This is a genomic window from Polaromonas sp. P3_A5, assembly GCF_056403055.1.
Genome location: NZ_JBFUGF010000001.1, coordinates 168,981 through 188,333 on the forward strand (window position 1 = coordinate 168,981; position 19,353 = coordinate 188,333).

16 protein-coding genes and 1 pseudogene are annotated in these 19,353 nt (G+C 61.0%); 7 read left to right on the top strand and 10 right to left on the bottom strand.

Annotation, left to right across the window (positions count from 1 at the left end; all coding sequences use genetic code 11):
• Positions 1-11: 11 nt before the first annotated feature.
• Positions 12-926: an arginase gene (gene rocF, locus AC1DU8_RS00885; protein ID WP_477689513.1), complete on the bottom strand. Its 915-nt coding sequence runs from the start codon at positions 924-926 to the stop codon at positions 12-14.
• Positions 926-2,014: an ornithine cyclodeaminase gene (locus AC1DU8_RS00890; protein ID WP_457281658.1), complete on the bottom strand. Its 1,089-nt coding sequence runs from the start codon at positions 2,012-2,014 to the stop codon at positions 926-928. The genes rocF and AC1DU8_RS00890 overlap by 1 nt, the downstream gene beginning before the upstream one ends.
• A 138-nt stretch (positions 2,015-2,152) precedes the next feature.
• On the opposite strand from AC1DU8_RS00890, the gene AC1DU8_RS00895 reads away from it, so the two are divergent.
• The 6 genes from AC1DU8_RS00895 (at position 2,153) to AC1DU8_RS00920 (ending at position 9,746) form a co-directional block, all read left to right on the top strand.
• Positions 2,153-2,575 (top strand): Lrp/AsnC family transcriptional regulator, encoded by a 423-nt coding sequence (locus AC1DU8_RS00895; RefSeq protein ID WP_457281486.1) that lies wholly within the window; start codon positions 2,153-2,155, stop codon positions 2,573-2,575.
• 9 nt (positions 2,576-2,584) lie between these two features.
• Positions 2,585-3,670 carry a DNA polymerase III subunit delta gene (holA, locus tag AC1DU8_RS00900; RefSeq protein WP_457281485.1) on the top strand — a complete coding sequence of 362 codons (1,086 nt, stop codon included), beginning with the start codon at positions 2,585-2,587 and terminating at the stop codon, positions 3,668-3,670.
• A 44-nt stretch (positions 3,671-3,714) separates the two neighbouring features.
• On the top strand, positions 3,715-5,037 hold the full coding sequence (locus AC1DU8_RS00905) for a glutamate-5-semialdehyde dehydrogenase (protein ID WP_477726352.1): 1,323 nt from the start codon (positions 3,715-3,717) through the stop codon (positions 5,035-5,037).
• A gap of 86 nt (positions 5,038-5,123) precedes the next feature.
• Positions 5,124-5,867, top strand: a complete 744-nt coding sequence (locus AC1DU8_RS00910; RefSeq protein ID WP_457281483.1) for an FkbM family methyltransferase — start codon at positions 5,124-5,126, stop codon at positions 5,865-5,867.
• Positions 5,868-6,160: 293 nt separating this feature from the next.
• Positions 6,161-7,456, top strand: a complete 1,296-nt coding sequence (gene gshA, locus AC1DU8_RS00915) for a glutamate--cysteine ligase (protein WP_457281482.1) — start codon at positions 6,161-6,163, stop codon at positions 7,454-7,456.
• A 421-nt stretch (positions 7,457-7,877) separates the two neighbouring features.
• Positions 7,878-9,746, top strand: a complete 1,869-nt coding sequence (locus tag AC1DU8_RS00920) for a potassium transporter Kup (protein ID WP_457281481.1) — start codon at positions 7,878-7,880, stop codon at positions 9,744-9,746.
• A gap of 168 nt (positions 9,747-9,914) precedes the next feature.
• Here the strand turns inward: AC1DU8_RS00920 and fusA are convergent, their stop codons facing one another.
• From fusA to AC1DU8_RS00935, 3 genes are all read right to left on the bottom strand, one after another.
• Positions 9,915-12,020 (bottom strand): elongation factor G, encoded by a 2,106-nt coding sequence (fusA, locus tag AC1DU8_RS00925; protein WP_457281480.1) that lies wholly within the window; start codon positions 12,018-12,020, stop codon positions 9,915-9,917.
• Between the two features lie 128 nt (positions 12,021-12,148).
• Positions 12,149-12,853: a glutathione S-transferase family protein gene (locus tag AC1DU8_RS00930; RefSeq protein ID WP_457281479.1), complete on the bottom strand. Its 705-nt coding sequence runs from the start codon at positions 12,851-12,853 to the stop codon at positions 12,149-12,151.
• A gap of 40 nt (positions 12,854-12,893) precedes the next feature.
• On the bottom strand, positions 12,894-13,472 hold the full coding sequence (locus AC1DU8_RS00935) for a methylated-DNA--[protein]-cysteine S-methyltransferase (protein ID WP_457281478.1): 579 nt from the start codon (positions 13,470-13,472) through the stop codon (positions 12,894-12,896).
• Between the two features lie 315 nt (positions 13,473-13,787).
• On the opposite strand from AC1DU8_RS00935, the gene AC1DU8_RS00940 reads away from it, so the two are divergent.
• The gene (locus AC1DU8_RS00940) at positions 13,788-14,351 is read left to right on the top strand and encodes a bactofilin family protein (protein WP_457281477.1); all 564 of its coding nucleotides are present in this window, start codon (positions 13,788-13,790) and stop codon (positions 14,349-14,351) included.
• A 114-nt stretch (positions 14,352-14,465) separates the two neighbouring features.
• Here the strand turns inward: AC1DU8_RS00940 and AC1DU8_RS00945 are convergent, their stop codons facing one another.
• The 5 genes and pseudogenes from AC1DU8_RS00945 to AC1DU8_RS00965 all read right to left on the bottom strand — a co-directional run bounded on the left by AC1DU8_RS00945 (position 14,466) and on the right by AC1DU8_RS00965 (position 19,208).
• Positions 14,466-15,002 (bottom strand): LrgB family protein, encoded by a 537-nt coding sequence (locus AC1DU8_RS00945; RefSeq protein WP_477726353.1) that lies wholly within the window; start codon positions 15,000-15,002, stop codon positions 14,466-14,468.
• Positions 15,003-15,111: 109 nt separating this feature from the next.
• Positions 15,112-15,411, bottom strand: a pseudogene (locus AC1DU8_RS00950) (CidA/LrgA family protein); the annotation flags it as partial.
• A 46-nt stretch (positions 15,412-15,457) separates the two neighbouring features.
• Positions 15,458-16,738, bottom strand: a complete 1,281-nt coding sequence (locus tag AC1DU8_RS00955; protein ID WP_477726354.1) for a serine hydrolase domain-containing protein — start codon at positions 16,736-16,738, stop codon at positions 15,458-15,460.
• 60 nt (positions 16,739-16,798) lie between these two features.
• Complete coding sequence (locus AC1DU8_RS00960; RefSeq protein ID WP_477666443.1) at positions 16,799-18,301, bottom strand: FAD-linked oxidase C-terminal domain-containing protein; 1,503 nt, start codon at positions 18,299-18,301, stop codon at positions 16,799-16,801.
• A 121-nt stretch (positions 18,302-18,422) separates the two neighbouring features.
• The gene (locus AC1DU8_RS00965; RefSeq protein ID WP_457281473.1) at positions 18,423-19,208 is read right to left on the bottom strand and encodes a carbonic anhydrase family protein; all 786 of its coding nucleotides are present in this window, start codon (positions 19,206-19,208) and stop codon (positions 18,423-18,425) included.
• Positions 19,209-19,353 lie beyond the last annotated feature (145 nt).

Genomic DNA, 19,353 nt, shown 5'->3' on the forward strand with positions numbered 1-19,353 from the left:
CCTCTATCCTGTCAAGCCCGCATCAGCGTGCTCTTGCCAAATAAACTCTCAATGAGATCCACAGCCACCTCGGCCGTGCCGTTGCGCACATCCAGCGCCGGGTTGAGCTCCATCACGTCGAGTGAGCCGAGCAGGCCTGTGTCGGCAATCATTTCCATGCAGAGCTGCGCCTCCCGGTAGGTGGGGCCGCCTTTGATGGCGGTGTCCACACCTGGTGCGATCGACGGGTCGAGGAAGTCCACGTCAAAGCTCACATGCAGGTGGGTGTTGGCGTCCATGCCCGAGAGCGCTTTTTCCATGGTGTGGCGCATGCCCATCTCGTCGATGTAGCGCATGTCGAACACCTCCAGGCCCTCTTGCCGCACAAAGCGCTTTTCGCCCTCGTCCACGCTGCGGATGCCGATTTGCCGTATCGCCTTGGCGCTCATGGCAGGCACCGAGCCGCCGATGCTGGTGAGCTCGGCCGGGCCGTGTCCGCAGAGCACCGCCACCGGCATACCGTGCACATTGCCGGTGGGTGTGAGCGCGTTGGTGTTGAAGTCGGTGTGTGCGTCCAGCCAGAGCACGCGCAAGGTCTTGCCGGTATCGCGGCAGTGGCGCGCCACCGCGCTGATCGAGCCAATCCCCAGGCAGTGGTCGCCGCCCAGCAAGATGGGCAGGTGGCCGTCCGCCAGGCTTTGGTACATCGCTTCGTGCACCGCCTTGTTCCAGGCGACCACCTCGTCCAGGTGCCGGTAGCCCTCCTCGGGCGGCAGCCATGGGTTGGTGGGGCCGGCCAGGTTGCCGGTGTCGAACACTTCCAGCCCGCGGCCGTGCAGCGCTTCGCGGATGCCCGCCACGCGCAAGGCTTCAGGGCCCATCGAGGCGCCGCGGCTGCCCGCGCCGATGTCGGTGGGAGCGCCAATCAGGTCAACAGACTTGGTCATCAACGTGCCATTTCAGGGATGGGGGAAATGCGGGGCGCCTTGACGGTCGGCGCTGTGGCAGATGCCAGCAGGCCGAACAGGTTTTTGGGGTCGTCAAGATGAGGCACCAGGTCGATCTGGCGGCGGTTGGCGGCGTCGGCCAGTTGCAGCTTGTGCAGATAGCGCAGGGCGGAATAGTCTTCCAGCGCAAAACCGACCGAATCAAAAATGGTGACTTCTTCCGGCGACGCGCGGCCTTGGGCAGTGCCCTTGAGCACATCGGCAAATTCCGCCACCTTGAAGTCTTCCGGCATTTGCTGGATCTCACCCTCAATGCGCGACTGAGGTTCAAATTCGACCACCACACGCGCATCTTTGCGCAGCAGGATGTCGGCGTGCAGCTCGGTCTTGCCCGGGCAGTCACCGCCCACGGCGTTCAGGTGCATGCCGGGCCGGATCATCTCCGGCGTCAGGATGACGGCGTTGCGTTTGTCGGCAGTGATGGTGGTCACGATGTCGGCTCCTTGCACGGCTTGGTCGGCGGACTGGCAAATCGTCACGCTCAGGCCCTGCAGCCCCATCGCATGCAGGTTACGGGCCAGTTTATCGCTGGCGGCCGCGTCAATGTCAAACAGGCGCATCTCGCGTATACCCAGCATGTGGTGAAAGGCGATCGCCTGGAAGTCGCTTTGCGCGCCGTTGCCGATGATCGCCATCACGCGGCTCCCGGGCCGGGCCATCCACTTGGCGGCCAGTGCCGACATGGCTGCCGTGCGCAATGCGGTGGTGATGGTGAGCTCTGACAGCAGCAAGGGGTAGCCGGTGTCCACATCAGCCAGTACGCCGAAGGCGGTCACAGTCAGCAAACCCAGTTCGGTGTTTTTGGGATGGCCGTTGACGTATTTGAAGGAGTACTGGTGCCCGTCGCTGGTGGGCATGAGCTCAATCACACCGTCGGGGGAGTGGATGGCGTGGCGCGCCGACTTGTCAAAGTCGTTCCAGCGCCGGTAGTCGTGCTCTATTTCGCCGGCCAGGCCTTCAATAAAGGCGGCGGCGCCGCGCTGGCGCACGATTTTCTGAATGCTTTCAATGCCAATGTAGTCAACCATCATGGGGCTCCCGGTCTTGTGTTGTTTTCCATTGTCCGCAGGGGCTGTGCCAAATAAAAGTCAGTAAGTTGATCAAATTAATGGCTTAGTTGAGCAAATCAACAGACTAAATTGGCGATTCGACAATAAAATGACGCCATGGACGACACCGACCGCCAACTCCTTTCCCTGTTGCGGGACGACGCCCGAGCCTCGGTCGCCTCCATCGCCAAGGTTTTGCGCGTCTCGCGCGGCACGGTGCAAAACCGGCTGGCCAAATTGGAGGCCGACGGCACCATCACCGGCTACACCGTCCGCCTCAAACCCCAGGCCGAGGGCCACCGCATCCGCGCCTTCATGACCGTGGCCGTCGAAGGCAACCGCACGGACGCGGTGCTGGCCGCCCTGCGCGGCGATCCGGCCGTGAGCGCCCTGCACACCACCAACGGCCGCTGGGACATGGTGGCCGAGTTGCAGGCCGACACCCTGGAGGCCTTTGACCGAGTGCTGAGCCGTATCCGCCTGCTCGAAGGCATTGCCAACACCGAGACCAGCCTGCTACTGTCGACCACCAAGCTTTAAACTCCCCTCATGAATCTGGCCCCCGCCCAACTCCAGGAACACCTCAAGCGCGGTTTGAAAAGCCTGTATACCCTGCACGGCGACGAGCCGCTGCTGGTGCAGGAGTTTGCCGACGCGCTGCGCGGTGCGGCGCGCGAACAGGGCTACACCGAGCGCACGGTGCACACCGTGGCCGGCGCGCATTTCGACTGGAGCGAGGTGCTGGCCAGCGGCGGTTCGCTCAGCCTTTTCGCCGACAAGCAGGTCGTCGAGATCCGCATCCCCAGCGGCAAACCCGGCAAAGATGGCTCCGTCGCGTTGCAGCAAATCGCCGAACGCGCACAGGGCGACGACTCCACCCTCACCCTCGTCATGCTGCCGCGGCTGGACAGCATGACGGCCAAGGGCGCGTGGTTCGGCGCGCTCGAAAGCTTCGGCGTCACCGTCAAATTCGACCCGATAGACCGGCGCAGCCTGCCGCAGTGGATTGCCCAGCGCCTGCAACAGCAGGGCCAGCGCGTGGCCGCCGGCGAAGAAGGCCAGCGCACGCTGCAGTTCTTTGCCGATCGGGTGGAAGGCAACCTGCTGGCCGCGCACCAGGAAATCCAGAAGCTGGGACTGCTGTACCCGGCCCAACCCGACAGCGCCCTGAGCTTTGAGCAGGTGGAAAACGCCGTGCTCAATGTGGCGCGCTACGACGTGTTCAAGCTCTCCGAGGCCGTGCTGGGCGGCCAGTCCGTACGTGTGGCGCGCATGCTCGACGGCCTGCAGTCCGAGGGGGAGTCCGAAGTGCTGGTGCACTGGGCGCTCAGCGAAGACATTCGCAGCATGAAGCGCGTGAAAGACGCTATTCAAGCAGGGCGCCCCATGCCGATGGCGCTGCGCGAAAACCGCGTCTGGGGCGTCAAGGAAAAGTTGTTTGAACGCGTGCTGCCGCAGATCGGCGACACCACGTTGTCAAATCTGCTGCACGCTGCACACAAGGTTGACGGCATTGTCAAAGGTCTGAAGCAGCCCGACTGGCCAGCCGATGGCTGGCAGGCGCTGCACCGGCTGGCCGGTATGGTGTGTGAGCAATGCGCCATGCAGGGGCAGGGCCGCCCCAGGCAGGCATAGTCCCCGCGCACCCAGGCGCGCGTTGAGAAGCCTAAAATGGTGCGATGAACGCGCCTGACTCCCACAAAGCCCTTTCTTCTTCCAGCGACCTCGCCGGCGATGTCCCTGGTCTGATGGAAGCGCTCGGATCCAAGGCAAAAGTGGCTTCAGCCCAGGTAGCACGCGCGCAAGCAGCTATAAAAAACAGAGCACTCCTGAATCTGGCCGCCCTGCTGCGTCAGAACCTGGCGGCGCTGGAAGCCGCCAACCAGCGCGATATCGAGCGCGCCACGGCCTCTGGCCTGGCCGGGCCCATGCTGGACCGCCTCAAGCTCACCCCCAAAATCATCGAGACCGTGGCGGTTGGCTGCGAGCAATTGGCTGTGATGCCCGACGTGATTGGCGACATCGTCGGCATGAAGGAGCAGCCCAGCGGGATTCGCGTGGGGCAGATGCGCGTACCGATTGGCGTGTTCGGCATGATTTACGAGAGCCGTCCCAATGTGACGATTGAAGCCGCGTCACTGGCGATCAAGAGCGGCAACGCCTGTATTTTGCGCGGCGGCTCCGAAGCGATTGAATCGAACAAGGCGCTGGCTGCGCTGGTGCAGCAGGCGCTGGTGGCCGCCGGCCTGCCCGCCGATGCCGTGCAGCTGGTGCCCACCACTGACCGCGAAGCCGTGGGCCATTTGATCGCCATGCCGCAGTATGTGGACGTGATCATCCCGCGCGGCGGCAAAGGTTTGATCGAGCGCATCAGCCGCGATGCCAAGGTGCCGGTCATCAAGCATCTGGACGGCAACTGCCATGTGTATGTCGACGACCCTTGCGACATCGAGATGGCGGTGAAAGTGGCCGACAACGCCAAAACCCAAAAATACAGCCCCTGCAATGCCAGCGAAGGTTTGCTGGTCGCGCGCGGCGTGGCGGCGCAGTTTCTGCCCAAAATCGGCGCCATCTACGCCGCCAAGGGCGTTGAAATGCGCTGCGATGCCGAATCGCAGGCCATTCTGGCTAGCATTAAAGGCGCCAACCTCAAAGCTGCCACTGAGCAGGACTGGTACGAGGAGTACCTCGCGCCCATCATCAGCATCAAGGTGGTGGCGGGCATTGATGAAGCAATCGCCCACATCAACCAGTACTCCAGCCACCACACCGACGCTATTCTCACGCGCGACCACATCAATGCCCAGCGCTTTTTGCGCGAGGTGGATTCGGCCAGCGTCATGGTGAATGCGAGCACCCGCTTCGCCGATGGATTCGAGTTTGGGCTGGGTGCCGAAATTGGCATCAGCACCGACAAATTCCATGCGCGCGGGCCGGTCGGGATTGAGGGGCTCACTTCCCTTAAGTACGTGGTACTGGGGCAGGGCGAAGTCAGGACCTGATTCGTTAACCTGACAAATAGGAATCTGTATTCATGATACTTACGCGCCGCCCATTGCCGTTTGTACTGGCAGCGTCTCACCACGGGATGATGATCGTCAATCGCAATGATTACCAGGATACCCCTGAAGGCAGGTACGGTGTCGGCCACCAGGTGCTTGAATATGCCTCCTTTGATCCTGCTGAAGTTGATGACGTGCTTCAGTTGCTGGACATGCGACACGAATTCTTCGGGGATGGTCTCGTAGCGATCGATGGGGGAGCCAATATTGGCGTGCACACCCTCGAATGGGCCCGGCACATGCAGGGATGGGGCAAAGTAGTTGCATTCGAAGCGCAGGAGCGGGTGTTTTATGCACTCGCCGGAAATATCGCCCTGAACAACTGCTTTAACGCCAACGCCCATTACGCGGCTTTAGGATCGCAGGAAGGCAGCATCACTGTGCCTATGCTGGATTACAGCCAGCCTTCCAGTTTTGGGTCACTTGAACTTCGCAAGAAGAGCCAGAACGAGTTCATCGGCCAGGACATAGATTATTCCGAAGCTGCTGGCAAAAAAGTACGGATGATGACTATTGACGGCCTTGATTTGCCACGCCTTGACTTCATCAAGCTTGACATTGAAGGCATGGAGATCGAAGCGTTGACGGGGGCACTGCAGGCCTTGCAAAAGCACAAACCCATGATGGTGATCGAAGTCATCAAGACCAATCGCTCGGACTTGACGCAACTTCTGGAGCGTTATGGCTACACGACCCGCCCTATGGGCGTCAACATCATCGCGCTCCATTTGACAGATCCCGCCTTGGCCCGTCTGGATTCGACCTCCTGACCTGGGTGGATTTTTCTGTTTTGAAGGTTCCAGTCACGCCTTGTAACCCGCCGGCCCGTCCCAATATCCCTAGAATCCGGTCAGATATAACCGAACACGGGCCTGCCGGGTTCAGGTCTTAAAAGCGAAAATCGACCCTTGGCGAGGACAATTTTTGACGATTTTGCAGGCCCATCTCTGCACATGGGTCAAGAAAGCGGCGAAAAAAATACCGCTGCAGCTGATTTGCAGACGACGACTTTTGAGCCCCGGCAGACTATTGACAACAACATCCCGCAGCAGAAAGTGGCCGCATGGTTCCGCACCTCATCACCGCCCTGAACGGCCCTATCAACGAACTCGAACAACGGGTCCTGGACTCCACGCCGGCGATTGAGCGCTGGTTCCGGCTGGAGTGGATGGAGCACACGCCGCCGTTTTACAGCTCGGTCGACATCCGCAACGCCGGCTTCAAGCTCGCCCCGGTTGACACCAACCTCTACCCCGGCGGCTGGAACAACCTGACGCCCGAAATGCTGCCGCTGGCGGTGCAGGCCGCCATGGCCGCGATCGAAAAAATCTGCCCCGAGGCGCGCAACCTGCTGGTCGTGCCCGAGAACCACACGCGCAACAGCTTTTACCTGTCCAACGTGCTGCAGCTCAAGCGCATTTTTCACCAGGCCGGCCTCAATGTGCGTTTCGGCTCGCTGAGCTCCGACATCAAGGAGCCCACCACGCTGAACCTGCCGACCGGAGAGACCATCACGATCGAGCCGCTGATCCGGACCGACCGCCGCTTGGGCCTGAAAGACTTCGACCCCTGCACCATTTTGCTGAACAATGACCTGTCGGCCGGCATCCCCGGCATCCTGGAAGACCTCAACGAGCAGTACCTGTTGCCGCCGCTGCATGCCGGCTGGTCGGTGCGCCGCAAGTCGCGGCACTTCAAGGCCTACGAAGAAGTTTCCAAGCGTTTCGGCAAGCTGCTGGGCATAGACCCCTGGCTTATCAACCCCATGTACGCCCAGTGCGGTGAAGTCAACTTTGCCGAAGAAACCGGCATGGACTGCCTGACCACCAACGTCGATGCGCTGCTCACCAAAATCAAGCGCAAGTACAAGGAATACGGCATCAACGAAAAGCCTTTTGTCGTCGTCAAGGCGGACAACGGCACCTACGGCATGGGCATCATGACGGTGCGCGACGTGAAAGACCTGGACGCGCTGAACCGCAAGACGAAAAACAAGATGAGCACGACAAAAGACGGCCAGCCGCTGTCCGAAGTGATCATCCAGGAAGGCGTGCTGACCAACGAGCGCGTCAACGACGCCGTGGCCGAGCCCGTGGTCTACATGATGGACCGCTACGTGGTGGGCGGCTTTTACCGCGTGCATGCGGAGCGCGGTGTGGACGAAAACCTCAATGCGCCCGGCGCCAGCTTTGTGCCGCTGGCCTTTGCCGACAGCGGCCGCCTGCCGCAGCCCGGCGAGAAGCCCGGCTCCAGCAGCCCCAACCGCTTCTATATGTATGGCGTGATCGCCCGACTGGCGATGCTTGCTGCGAGTTATGAACTCGAAGCCACCGACCCGGACGCCGAGGTTTACGACTAACACCCCTATCGTTCTCACTTCGCTACGCTTTGTGTAGTGCCGTTTCCCCTTGCAGGGGACGCCGCAAGGCATCCGGCAAAGCCGGCCTGCCCGCGGCCGCTTTCGAAAGTCAGGGAGCTTATGTGTCCGCGGCGGCTCGAATTAGGAGTCTTTTAGGCGTCTGGCCCAAGCAGGCCGTGCGCAAGCAGCTATTAAAAAAGTAGCGCCCAGAATTCACCTGCCTGCGCTGGCTTCCCCGGCATCGGCGGGGCCGGTTTGTTACAAGTTGTTGCGGTGCAACAAAATCGGGATTAGTTGGATTTAGGGGTGTTCGCCGACTTGCAAGCAGGGCACCCGGGCGCAAAATAGCGTTCCCAAAGGTAACCATTCCCGCCGCTTTGGACCCGCTTGAACGGGCCGAGTGCAAAGACGGGAAGTTTTTGTGTCCAGTAAAAAATCATCACTCGCGGCGCTCACCCTGGGCGCCATTGGTGTCGTCTACGGCGACATCGGAACCAGCGTCCTGTATGCCGTCAAGGAAGTTTTCGGTTCCGGGCATGTTCCCTTTACCCCAGACAACGTCTACGGCATCCTGTCCATCTTCTTCTGGACGCTGACCGTCATTGTCTCGATCAAGTATGTGGCGCTGGTGCTGCGCGCCGACAACAACGGCGAAGGCGGCCTGATCGCCATGCTGGCGCTGGCCTCCACCGCGGTGAAAGACAAGCCCCAGCTGCGCAAGACCTTGCTGATCGTTGGCATCTTCGGCACTTCCCTGTTTTATGGCGATGGCGTCATCACGCCGGCGATTTCGGTGCTGTCGGCCGTCGAAGGCCTGGAAGTCGTCTCGCCTGCCTTCAAGCAGGGCGTGATCCCTATCACCCTGGTCATTTTGTTTGCCCTTTTTGCGGTGCAAAAGCACGGCACGGCGGGCATAGGCAAATTTTTCGGCCCCATCACGCTGATCTGGTTTGCCGTGCTGGCGTTGCTGGGCATTTCGCAGATCGTGACCCATCCCGAAATCCTGGTGGCAGTCAGCCCGCACTACGCGGTGATGTTCATGTGGGCCAACCCCGGTACCACCTTCATCATTCTGGGCGCCGTCGTGCTGTGCGTAACCGGCGCCGAGGCGCTTTACGCCGACCTTGGCCACTTCGGCAAAAAACCGATTCGCCTGGCGTGGTTTTCCGTGGTCATGCCTTCGCTGGTGCTCAATTACTTCGGCCAGGGCGCGCTGCTCATCGGCAACCCTGCCGCAGTGAAGAACCCGTTTTTCCTGATGGCGCCCGAGTGGGCGCTGCTGCCGCTGGTGGGCCTGGCCACCATGGCCACCGTCATTGCCTCGCAGGCGCTGATCACCGGCGCCTTCAGCGTGACCAAGCAGGCCATCCAGATGGGCTACCTGCCGCGCCTCAATATCCAGCACACCAGCGTGCGCGACACCGGCCAGATCTACATGCCCTTCGTCAACTGGGGCCTCTTCATCACCATCGTGCTCGCGGTGGTGATGTTTCGCTCGTCCAGCAACCTGGCGGCCGCGTACGGCATTGCGGTATGCACCGACATGCTGATCACCACCATCCTGACTTTCTACGTGATCCGCTACGGCTGGAAGTACCCACTGAGTTTGTGCATTGCGGCGACCGGTGTCTTCTTTGTCGTCGACTTCGCGTTCTTCGCCTCCAACCTCATGAAACTGTTCGCCGGCGGCTGGTTCCCGCTGGTGATTGGGGGTGCGGTCTTCACGCTGATGATTACCTGGAAGGAAGGCCGCCACCTGCTCAATGAAAAGCTGCGAGCCGATGCGATCGATTTACCGAGCTTCCTGGACGCCGTCTTCGTCAGCCCGCCGGCCCGTGTCGAAGGCACCGCCGTATTCCTGACAGCCGAGCCTGGCAGTGTGCCCAACGCGCTGCTGCACAACCTCAAGCACAACAAGGTGCTGCATGAGCAGAATCTGTTCGTGACGGTGCGCAACCATGAGATCCCCTGGATCGGCATGAACAAGCGCCTGGAGATCGAATCACTGGGTCACGACTGCTGGCAGGTCAACGTGCACTACGGCTTCAAGAACGACCTGGACCTGCCCAAGGCCCTGCAGCAGATCAAGGGCCGGGGCTGCGAGCTGGAGTCGATGACGACCAGCTATTTCCTCTCGCGCGACACGGTGATCCCGACCATCGGCAGCGGCATGGCACCCTGGCGCGAGAAACTGTTTGCTCAGATGCACCACAACGCCAGCGGTGCGGCAGACTTCCTGAACCTGCCAAACAACTCGGTGGTGGAACTGGGCAGCAAGATCGAGATCTGAGGGTTTCTGGCCGCTCCGGCTTTGCCAGAGGACTCGTTTTAAATATCTGGCACGCGTATTCCTGCCTGCGTTGAATTGTTGATGCCAATCCATAGCTGCTCGCGCCTGGCCGTATGGGCAAGCCGCATAAAGCATGCTGGTGAAATTGTTAGAGCTTCATGCGCGGAGCTACGTGCCCTTGCCGCGCATGATGGCAGCGGATACATCCGGGGTTGTTTCGGCATAGCGCCTGAACTCCATGGTGTAGGTAGCCCGGCCCTGCGTGAGTGAGCGCAAGGTGGTCGAGTAGCCGAACATTTCCGACAGCGGCACCTCGGCGCGCACCAGCTTGCCGCCGCCGCCCGCAATGTCTTCCATGCCCTGCACCATGCCGCGCCGCGATGAGAGGTCGCCCATCACATTGCCCATGAAGTCTTCGGGCATTTCAACCTCGACCGCCATCACGGGCTCCAGCAGCACCGGCTTGGCACGGCGCATGGCTTCCTTGAAGGCGAGCGAACCGGCCATGCGAAACGCGTTCTCGTTCGAATCGACATCATGGTAGGAGCCAAACACCAGCGTGGCCTTCACATCGACCACCGGGTAGCCCGCAAGCACGCCGGCCTTGAGTGTTTCCACAATGCCCTTGTTGACCGCCGGAATGTATTCACGTGGAATTACGCCGCCCTTGATGGCATCGACGAACTCAAAGCCCTTGCCAGAAGGCTGCGGCTCCAGGTTGAGTACCGCGTGTCCGTACTGCCCGCGACCGCCCGACTGCTTGATGAACTTGCCTTCAACATCGTTCACCGCCTGCCGGATCGTTTCACGGTAGGCCACCTGCGGTTTGCCCACATTGGCCTCTACGCTGAACTCGCGCTTCATGCGGTCGACCAATATCTCCAGGTGCAATTCCCCCATGCCCGAGATGATGGTCTGGCCCGACTCTTCGTCGGTGTGTACACGAAACGAAGGGTCCTCCTGCGCCAAGCGGTGCAGCGCAATACCCATTTTTTCCTGGTCCGCCTGGGTCTTGGGTTCAACGGCCTGTGAAATCACAGGCTCGGGGAAGACCATCTTTTCCAGGATGATGACGTGGGCCGGGTCGCACAGCGTGTCGCCGGTGGTTGCTTCTTTCAGGCCCACGGCGGCGGCGATGTCGCCGGCGTACACCTCCTTGACCTCGTTGCGCTCATTGGCATGCATCTGCAAAATGCGGCCCAGGCGCTCGCGCTTGCCCTTGACGGGGTTGTAGACCGTGTCTCCGGCTTTGACCACACCGGAGTACACACGAAAGAAAATCAGCTGCCCGACATAGGGGTCGGTCATGATTTTGAAAGCCAGCGCCGAGAAGGGTTCATCGTCTTTCGGGTGGCGTTCCGCTTCCCCGTCGTCTTCGGTGTGACCCAGGATGGCCGGCACGTCCACCGGCGAAGGCAGGTAGTCGATCACCGCGTCCAGCATCGCCTGCACGCCCTTGTTCTTGAAGGCGCTACCGCAGAGCATGGGCACGATCTCGTTGGCCACTGTGCGCTGGCGCAGCCCCTGTTTGATCTCGTCTTCGCTCAACGGCTCGCCCGCGAGGTACTTGTTGAGCAACTCGTCATTGGCTTCAGCGGCCGCCTCAATCATCTTGGTGCGCCACTCGTTGGCGGTCTCCACCAGGTCTGCCGGAATGTCGCCATACTCGAAATGCAGGCCCTGGCTGGTGTCGTCCCAGATGATGGCCTTCATCTTGACGAGGTCTACCACGCCTTGAAAATGGTCTTCCGCGCCCACCGGAATCTGCACCGGCACAGCCACGCCTTTGAGACGCTCGCTGATCTGGCGTTGCACGCGAAAAAAATCGGCACCGACCCGGTCCATCTTGTTGACGAATGCCAGGCGCGGCACCTTGTATTTGTTGGCCTGGCGCCAGACGGTTTCTGACTGCGGCTGCACGCCGCCCACGGCGTCATATACCATCACCGCGCCGTCGAGCACACGCATGGAGCGCTCCACCTCGATGGTGAAGTCCACGTGGCCGGGCGTGTCGATGATGTTGATGCGGTGCTCGGGGTAGTTGCCGGCCATGCCTTTCCAGAAGGCGGTGGTCGCTGCCGAGGTGATGGTGATGCCGCGCTCCTGCTCCTGCTCCATCCAGTCCATGGTGGCCGTACCTTCATGGACTTCGCCGATCTTGTAGTTCACACCTGTGTAGAACAGGATGCGTTCGGTCGTGGTGGTCTTGCCGGCATCGATGTGCGCGCTGATGCCAATGTTGCGATAACGCTCGATAGGGGTGTGGCGGGGCATGGCGAACTCCTTTTTTGCCGGTCCGCGCTTGTTGGATTTGTTTGCACGGCCAGTTCACCAGTTTGCGCCAAAGCGCCGGTCTTTGCTCGGTTTTCCCCGAGCACCCACGTCGGGTGTGGGCCCTGGCGTCAGGCCGCTTGCAGCATTTCGGCCATGAAGGCAGGCAGAGGCCTGCCGTCCGACAACAGGTATTTCGCCATGGGGATCACCGCGCTCTGCACCGAAGGCCGCGCACTCATCCTGTCGCGCCATGCCAGCAGCAACGGCGTAGCCGGTGTAAGGGGCGCGCCCAGGCGTTCGCCAAACAGCATCGCCATGTACAGCGCGATATCGGCAAACGAGAAGCTCTCCATCACGAACTCCCGCCCTTGCAGGAGATTTTCAAGCCGCGTGTAGAAGGCCCGCGCACCATCAATTGCGGCTACCGCTTGCGGATCGTCCAGGCTGTGCTGCAGGCCCATGAGCCGGATGATGTGAGGAAAGTAAACCTCGTCCGACATGTGCTCCATCTGGCGGGCGCGGGCGCGGGCGGCGATGCCGGCCGGCCACAGCGCGGGCTGGGGCTGCAGGTCTTCAAGGTATTCCAGGATCTGCGTCGAGTCAAACAGCTCCAGGTCGCCGTTGATCAGTACGGGCACCTGTTTTTTCGGGTTGATTCGCACGACCTCCGGATGCTTGGGTGAGTAGCCCTCGGTCTGCGAGAAGGGCACCATGACGATATTGAGCGGTATGCCTTTTTCAAACGCGGCGATCTGCACCTTGGCGCCGAACATGCTGAGGCGGGCTGAATAGAGACGAATTGCGGGCGTTTTGTCTGTAAAGGTGTGCGGCATGGGTGGGTGAGTTTCGTAGTGATGGGCGTTTGTTCAATGACTATGACGTGGAGGGCGGCGGCTCACGGTCAAACAAGCCGGGCGCGCCGCCGATTTCCGCGCCTTCAATCAGCAGCATGCGCAACTTGGTCGAGACGCCACCCGGCGCTGAGAAGCCGCCCGACTGCGCGCCTGCGGCCAGCACGCGGTGGCAAGGCACGATGATGGGAAACGGGTTATGCCCCAACGCCTGACCCACGGCACGCGCCGAGCCGGGTTCGCCAAGCTCGGTGGCGATATCGCCGTATGTGCATGTTTTGCCCGGAAGGACTTCCTGTGCAATCGCATAAACCCGGCGGTGAAACGGGGGAATGCGGCGCAGATCCAGTATGCAGAACCGCAAATCGCGGGCGTCACCTGCCAGCAGGGCTGTCATGGCGTCTATGGCCAGCTGCATGTCCTGTGGTGGCGTGGCGGGCGCGAGCGGCGCAAACTCTCCCCGCAGACGGGACAACATGCGGCGCTCCGATGTTTCGGGCAAGCGCACGGCTGCAATGCCGTGTGCGTTCCATACCAGCGCGCACTGCCCAACAGCAGTGTCAAAAAGCGCGAATGTGTGGAGTTCATTGTCAGCGGCCATGGTGCCCGACATGCTACACGCGACCGGTATCCGAGGTTTGAGGCATTTCGACATTGGAAGATCGGCGCTGCCACTGCGTCAAAAAAATCCATCGCATGTACCGAAACGAAGTGAGCGAATCTCCAGCGCCAATTGGATGGAGTTTTCCTCATGTGTTGCTGGCCGGACGTAGGCGCACGTAAGGTCTGTTGTTCTTGCCGCATCGTCAATGCAAACTGGTGAATGTAAGAATTAATTTCGTTACCTATCTTGCACACCACTGAAGCTTTTAATTTTCTGCAGACGTACCATGCGTTCTTTTTGAAGGAACTCACAATGGCAACACCGTTCTTTGGCAAGCGAGAAAACGAGACACCAACGGGCTTGCGTCATGGCCCGGGAAATGGTTATGGGACCACGGGCACGTCCAGTGCTTCCGGCGCGCTGCAGTCGGGTGCATCGTCTTCAAATGTGAACCAGCAAAACACCGCCAAGGCGGTCAATGAAGCGCCTGCGAGCACGGGAAAAGAAGGCGGCAGCAAGTTGACGGTCGGCCCCAATATCAAACTGAAGGGCGTGGAGATCACGGACTGCGATACGCTGGTGGTCGAAGGCCTGGTGGAAGCCACCATGGATTCGCGAGTGATCCAGATTGCCGAGCAGGGTGCGTTCAAGGGCTCCGCAGAAATCGACGTGGCGGAAATCCGTGGGGAATTCAACGGCAACCTTACAGTGCGGCAGAAACTGGTGATTTACTCGACCGGGAAAGTCACGGGCATCATCCGCTACGGCAAGCTGGTGATTGAAGAAGGCGGCCAGCTCTCAGGCGAGATCCTGTTCGGTGCGCTGGCTGCGGCCAAGCCGGCGAGTGCGGTCAAACCAGGTTTGCAGGCGGTGTAGGAGACTTAAAGCAAAAACAGGGCGCGTTTCTAACGCGCCACCGAAACCTCCACATCACTTTCCTGCTGCTCGCGGCAGGAAAGTGATGCGGGGTTTTCGTGTTCGCCGTTCTGGCTACTGCCACCGGAACGCCAGCGGTACCAGCGCGGACGCCAGAACCACCTGCAGGCCCAGCGCCAACCCGGCGGAGCGCCCGCGTCGGCATTGACCTGCAAGGCCCGCGCGGCGCCCAGCCCGTGAGATGCCGTGCCCAGCGCAAAACCACGCGGCCCAGCCTGCAGCGTCAACGGGAATTCGCAAGGCGTCAAACAGGTATTTGCCGCTGAGCGCACCCACGAGGCCAGTAACCACGGCAAACATAGCCGCCAGCGCAGGGATTCCGCCGATCTTTTCCGCAATACCCATGGCGACTGGTGCGGTGACAGATTTGGGCGCAAGCGACAGGGTAACTTCGACGGGCAAGCCTGCGGCCCATCCCTGCAACAATGCCGATCCGCTGGCCGCAGCACCACCGGCTACGGCCGCAAGCAGCAGCCGACCCCGGCGCAGTTCTTCGCGCCGCAACCATAGTGGCCATGCCAGTGCCACCACCGCAGGGCCGAGCAGGAAATGGATGAACTGGGCGCCCGCAAAATAGGTGGGGTAAGGCACGCCGGTGGCCAGCAGGGCACCGGCCAGGCAGACGACCGTCCAGGTGCAGCATCAGCACGGTCACGAGCAAACCCGCCGAAGTGGACGCCACCACGACCAGCAGCATGCGTGCGCCGTACTGGCTGACCAGTGACGGACGGGTCATCATCCCGACGTCGACGGGTACAAAGAGTAACGAAAGGTGCGAGAGCAAGAAGTCTGCGCACACTGCCACAGGGCTGCGCACCGTGTCTGACTGGAGGCCCGGCAGAAGCAAAACCACGCCAATCGCAGGGCCCGAAAACGGCAGGGAAAACCGCGGGAAAGAAGTTCCCCTGCGGACTGAAAAACGAGTAACCAGGCCAAATTCCGCGATGCTGTCATGACATGATTTCCACGGCAGGTGGGTGCACTCTCGATGCGAGGGCATCGCCGGGAATTGCTGGGATGGTCATGGCAATACCCATCTGGAAAGTTTAAGGGCTGGAAAAAAGATCTCCTTGCGGCCACTCCCGCACCGCATTCGCCGCGCCCCACAGTGCCTGGTCGATGTCTTTGAAGAATGCGCGGCGCCCGGATGGGTCCGGCCTGGAATTGAAGGCTACCACCCATGCATAGCCTTGCCGGGTCCGAAGTGCCAGGGTCTGCAGGCCCGGCTGGCTGCCCGTGTGCCACCAGTTATCACCTTTGTCACTCCTGACGACGTGGATGCCTGCCGCATAAAAGCTGCGCGGATTGCCATCTTTTTCCAGCATCGGCTCGCTGCGCATGGTTTGCAACGATTCCTCATTCAGAAGCCGTTTCCCCCGTGCGCCGTCGATCGCCAGGAAAAACTTCAGCACATCTGTTGGCGTTGCAATCCAGGCGCCCAGCGCGTCCATGTTTTCGACGGAGTAGGAGCCGTAAGGGCTGGGCACATTCGCGTTCGTAACACCCGGTGCGCCGCGCTGCAGCGGCTCTCCGGGATACGCGTAGTACTTCGTCTCGCCCTGCCGGCTCTCGGTGCTGCTTGCGGCCTGAAAGCCTTTGCCGGTGGACGGCATCAGAAACTTCCGGCTGCTGAAGGTACGGTAGGACTCGCCGGTGACGACTTCCACAACCCTTCCGAGCATGCAGTAGCCGGTATTGGAATAGGCGAAGCGCTCGCCGGGCGCGAAATCCAGCTTGTCCTGAAGGGAATCCCGGATGATCGCATCGCAGCTGACGGGTGCCACGCCTTGCCGGCGGGCAACGGCTCCGAGCCGGGGCTGAAAAAACGGATCACCAGAGCGCTCCCGATCGAATCCGCCTGAATGCTGAAGCAGGTGCCGGATGCTGATGTCCTTGACGCGCGGGTCGGCGGGGGAGGAGGGTGCTATTCCGGCTTTTTCGAAAAGGGGCAGCACCGGGTCGTCCAGCTTCAGCTTTCCGTCCTCCGCCAGCTTGAGCACCATGACTGCTGTCAAGGTCTTGTTGATGCTTCCCATGCGGAACAGGGTTTGCGGCGTCATGGCTTCCTGCTTGTCCCTGTCGGCATAGCCGTAACCTTTGGCAAGGAGCAGCTTGCCGTCCTTGGCCACGACCAGGCTGGCGCCCGGGACATCGTATTTCTTCATGACTTCCAGCATGGCCTTGTCGAAGGGCTCGAGGTGGGGCAGTGACTGCCCCACCTCGAGGCACCAGCCCCACGGCGAAACGAACGCCAGCAAGGCGCCTGCCAGGCCACGGGAGACCTGGCGGCGCATGGTGGAAAAACCGATGGACAGCGTCGTATGCATTTTTTGGGCCGTGGGTTGCCCGCGCAGTCTATGAGGTTTTCATGCGGCTGCGTCTTTCGCCTAAAAGCGCGGTAAATCGGGGTGCTTGATCTGCCCGCCCCGTACCAGCATTTTTCCGTATTCGGCGCAGCGGTTCAGCGTCGGGATCACCTTGCCCGGGTTGAGCAGGCCTTTGCTGTCGAACGCGCGTTTGACACCGAACATCTGCTCGTTTTCCTCGGCGGAGAACTGCACGCACATGGAGTTGAGCTTTTCCACGCCCACGCCGTGTTCGCCCGTCACGGTGCCGCCCATCGCGACACTGGTTTCCAGGATGTCTGCGCCGAAGAGTTCACAGCGGTGCAATTGGTCGGGATCATTGGCATCAAACAAAATCAGCGGGTGCAGATTCCCGTCGCCCGCGTGGAACACATTGGCGCAGCGCAGCTGGTATTTCTTTTCCATCTCGGCGATAGCCAGCAGGATGTCGGCCAGGCGCTTGCGCGGGATGGTGGAGTCCATGCACATGTAGTCGGGGCTGATGCGTCCCGATGCGGGGAAGGCGTTTTTGCGGCCACTCCAGAAGCGCAGGCGTTCAGCCTCGTCCTGGCTCACCGCAATGGCCGTGGCGCCACAGCGGCGCAGCACGTCGGTCATGCGGCCGATTTCTTCTTCAACTTCCTCCGGCGTGCCGTCGCTTTCGCACAGCAAGATGGCTTCGGCGGTGAGGTCGTAGCCGGCGTGCACAAAGTCTTCCACTGCGGCCGTCATCGGCTTGTCCATCATCTCAAGGCCGGCGGGAATGATGCCCGCCGCAATTACGGCGGCTACGGCATCGCCGGCTTTGCGCAGGTCGTCAAAGCTGGCCATGATGCAACGCGCCAGCTGAGGCCTGGGTATCAGTTTCACCGTCACCTCTGTGGTCACGGCCAGCATGCCTTCGCTTCCGATGATGACGCTCAGCAGGTCATAGCCTGCTCCATCGAGTGCATCACTGCCGAATTCAACTTCCTCTCCTTCAATGGTGAAGCCTCTGACCTTGAGCACGTTGTGTACCGTCAGCCCGTACTTGAGGCAATGCACGCCACCCGAGTTCTCGGCCACGTTGCCGCCTATGGTGCAGGCTATTTGGCTGGAAGGGTCGGGCGCGTAATAAAGGCCCAGCGGCGCGGCCGCTTCGGAAATGGCGAGGTTGCGCACGCCGCCCTGCACCACGGCCGTGCGGCTGATGGCGTCGAGTTTGAGAATCTTGTTGAACTTGGCCAGCGATAGCGTGACGCCCAGCTTGTGCGGCATGGCGCCGCCGGAAAGCCCGGTGCCGGCGCCACGCGCGACCACCGGCACTTCCAGCGCATGGCAGCTCTTGAGCACGGCCTGCACCTGGTCATAGGTCTCGGGCAAAGCCACAACCAGCGGCCGCTGGCGGTAGGCGGTCAGGCCGTCGCACTCGTAAGGTGTGGTGTCTTCGTTGTTCCACAGCAGGGCATGAGCCGGCAACACCGCCCGCAGCGCTCGCACGACCTGCGACTGCCGTTCCGAGCGTTCAAGCTGGCTTTGCTGTTTGAGCGAGGCGGGGGCGTTCATGGTCTGTCTGGCTCCGGGGTTGAAACCAGACTGTAGGGCAAGCGGCGGCGGCCGGGTTGAAGAAATTTAATGCCGGGTGTGAAATGCCGGCCGCCAGAATCCGCTCAAAACGGGAAGAGCTTCAAGACTTCGTTCCCGGAGCCTTGCCGGCGCCGGGCGTGTCGTAAAACTTGACCTTGCCGGTCTTCACGTCGTACATGGCCCCCACGATCAGGATTTCTCCCTTTTGCTCCATCTCGCGCAGGATGGGGCTCTTCTCGCGAATCGTTTCCACTGTGAGATGCACATTGCTCTCCGCCACCATCTCGACAAAGGCATAGTTCTTGGACGTGCGATCCTTGATGTCGGCGGACACCAGGTTCGCGGCTGGCTTGATCTTGCCGATGAGTCCCGTCAGGTTGCCCAATTGGGCGTCGTCGCAAGCACCCTTGATGGCACCGCAGCTGGTGTGACCCATCACCACCAGCAGTTTGGCGCCCATGACTTTGTGTGCGAATTCCAGGCTACCCAGGATGTCTTCGTTGACGATGTTGCCTGCCACGCGTGCGTTGAAAAGGTCACCTATGCCCTGGTCAAACACAATCTCGGCCGGTGCGCGCGAATCAATGCACGACACTATGCTGGCCAGTGGGAACTGGCCGTCCGCGGTGGCCTTCACTTCCTTGAGGTAGTTTTGGTGGCGCGGCTTGCCGGAAACGAAACGCGTATTGCCGGCCTTGAAGCGCGACAGGATTTGCACGGGCGTCACAGCGGCCTGGCACTCCTTGGCGTCCTGGATGGGACAGAAGGTGCCGGGCTTGACGGCCTTGGCCGCGGCCGCCTTACCCTCGGCATGAACCGCAGGCGACAGGGCGAGCATGGAGAGCAGGACGCCGGCCACGCCGACGGCCAATTGATTTTTCCTCATAAGATTTTCCCTCGTTGAACGGGTTGGTTTTTTTGGCTATGTGCAGCCGGCCGGGCCCTCCCCCGGTGTCACGGCCAGCCCATCATAAGCATGAGCCGGTACGGACGCAAAACCACTTATCGGACGGCGTCAGGACCTGTTAGTG